The organism is Magnetococcales bacterium (assembly GCA_015231925.1).
Taxonomy (GTDB): Bacteria; Pseudomonadota; Magnetococcia; order Magnetococcales; family JADGAQ01; genus JADGAQ01.
In genome coordinates this window covers 1-2,350 of the sequence record JADGAQ010000346.1, presented here as the reverse complement: position 1 = coordinate 2,350, position 2,350 = coordinate 1, and the positions used below count along the sequence as shown (strand labels likewise).

The 2,350-nt window shown below is 61.5% G+C and carries 2 protein-coding genes; both read left to right on the top strand.

Going from position 1 to position 2,350, the window contains the following annotated elements; genetic code table 11:
- Nucleotides 1–40: 40 nt before the first annotated feature.
- Nucleotides 41–1,123, top strand: coding sequence for a histidinol-phosphate aminotransferase family protein (locus HQL56_19645; GenBank protein MBF0311731.1), 1,083 nt, complete (start codon nt 41–43; stop codon nt 1,121–1,123).
- Nucleotides 1,120–2,295, top strand: a complete 1,176-nt coding sequence (locus HQL56_19640) for a GNAT family N-acetyltransferase (GenBank protein MBF0311730.1) — start codon at nt 1,120–1,122, stop codon at nt 2,293–2,295. The genes HQL56_19645 and HQL56_19640 overlap by 4 nt, the downstream gene beginning before the upstream one ends.
- The last annotated feature ends 55 nt before the right edge of the window (nt 2,296–2,350 follow it).

The following is a 2,350-nucleotide window of genomic DNA, read 5'->3' as shown; positions in this document are numbered from 1 at the left end:
CCCGATTTAACGCAATTCCTGCCCGGCACGGTTGAATCTCATGAGAAATCGCTTCAAGCCCCACATCCTCAAGGTCGCCCGCTACCAGACCTCCGCTGGCCGGGATCTCGTCAATGGTTACCGCCTGGATCGCAACGAGCGGGTTTCCAACTTTTCCGACGCGGTGCTGGCCGATCTGATCAGCAAGCTGCCACGCTATCTGCTCAACGTCACCCCGGACATCAGCTCCCTCTACGAGGCCATCGGTCGTTTCGTGGGGGTGCCGCGTTCCCAGCTCTACATTCTCAACGGCATCACCGAAGGCATCAAGATCATCTACGAAACCTTGACCAACCCCGGTGAGAACGTGGTGGTGCTCGACCCCACCTATCCGATGTACAACATCTACTCCCAGCTCTATCAGTTGGAGTATCGCAAATTCGGCTACACCCCGGAGATGAAGCCCGATTTCGACTCCCTCTGGCGGCAGATCGACGACAAGACCGCAGCGGTGATGATTCCCAATCCGAACCTGCCCATCGAGGCCATGTTCACCGTGGAGCAGGTGCGGGAGATCGCCGAGAGGTGCCGTTCTCATGGGGCCATCCTGGTCATTGACGAGGCCTACCACTTCTTCGGCGACGTGCCCACCATGGTGCCGCTGATCGCCGAATACGACCATCTGATCGTCACCCAGACCTTCTCCAAGGCCCACGGTCTGGCGGGCATCCGGCTGGGCTACATGGTTTCCAACGAGGAGAACATCAGCTACCTCTCCAAAACCCGCTCCCTGGTGGAGACCAACGGTATGACCCAGGCGGTGGCCGAATACTGCCTGGCCCATCCCGAGCTGTTGCAGGAGCATGTGCGTGAGATGCGGGAGGGCAGTCGCTACGTTCAGGAGCAGCTCACCCAACTGGGCATTCGCTGGCACGGCGGCAATCTGACCAACGGGCTGCTCTTCTTCCTGCAGTCCAAACAGCAGTCCGAGGAGCTGGTGGCCTTCATGCGGGCCCGCAAGATCTACATTCGCGGCGCTTTCGAGCCTCCCTACGACCATTCCGCCCGCATCAGCATCGGGCCGGTGCCGGTGATGCAGGTCTTCGTCGATGCCCTGAAGGAATGGCTGGGTCGGGGCGCATGATTCAATACCGGCGGGCGGGGCAGGGGGATCGGGAGGCGATTCTGCAGTTGATTCGCCGTTCCGACTCCACGGCCCGCAGCCCGGAAACCTGGGATGGCAACCGCATGCAGGCCGTCATGGCCCATGACGGTGACAAGCTGATCGGCGTTCTGCCGGTGGAGCCGCGTCGTTTCGCCCTGGGCGGGGGGCGCAGCCTCGATCTGGTGTGGATCTCCGCCGCCCACGTCGAGCCCGAGTACCGCTCCCAGGGCATCGGCTCCGCGCTGGATGCCCATCTGCGTCAGGCGTTCCGCCACGAGGCGGAGGCCGTCTTCGTCTATCGCGGCGACGAGCGTAGCGCCGCCTACCGCTGGTACAAGCAGAAGCTCGGTTATCACGAGCTGTTGCCCACCCTCTCCTACAAAAAAGAGTGTCCGAACCCGCAGCCTTCCATGGCAGCCCCTGTTTGCTGGGAGCGTCCGGAGGAGTTGCCGGGGGAGGCGCTGCTGGCCTGTTTCAGCAAGAACACCGCCGCTTTCGGGGGTTTTCCGGAGCGTCGCGCCTCGTTTTGGGCCGATACCTTCCGTTACCACTACTATCGGGAATACTATCGCTATCGACTGGTGGCGCTGCCGGATGCGGGGGGAGGAATCGCCGCCTACGCCCTGCTGGCCCGCACCGACATGCGGGACGGCGTTCCCCGACTGGAGGTGCTGGAGTTGATGGCCCCGGTGTCGGGTTCGCGGCGCGACGAGCTGTTGGCCGCCATCTGGGAGCAGGCCCGTCGGGATCAGGTGGGGGAGGTGCGCATTCAGCTTTCGCCGCAGGATGCCCATTTCGCCTGGATCCGGGAGCAGGGGTTCACCAATCGTTATCGCAGCAACGTCATGGGGGCGCTGTTCGATCCCTGGAGCTATTTCGACCGGTTGTTGACCGCCAGCGGGGTGCGCTTTCGTTTCGAGTTGGAGACGCCGGGCGGGGGCAAGCATACCTGGGGGCAGGGCGAGGCCTTTTTGAGGCTTTTCCTGAGTGACGAAGCCCTCAACAGTCTGTTGTTGCAGCGTTGTTCGGCGCGACAGGCGGAGGCCGAAGGGCGGCTGGTGTTGCTGGATGGGGAGGAGCGGGGATTGGAGATTCTGGAGAAGGTCTTTCCGTTGCGGAAATGGTGCTATTTCCTGGTGGACTATCTTTGACGTTCAATATTTTATCTTTTAAGTATCAAAAAAAGGAAATGTTCTGTCCTTTGAC

What these genes read in the sequence shown, in the direction of transcription:
- HQL56_19645 (MBF0311731.1), top strand. Translation starts at nt 41, where the DNA reads ATGAGAAATCGCTTCAAGCCCCACATCCTCAAGGTCGCCCGCTACCAG.
- HQL56_19640 (MBF0311730.1), top strand. Translation starts at nt 1,120, where the DNA reads ATGATTCAATACCGGCGGGCGGGGCAGGGGGATCGGGAGGCGATTCTG.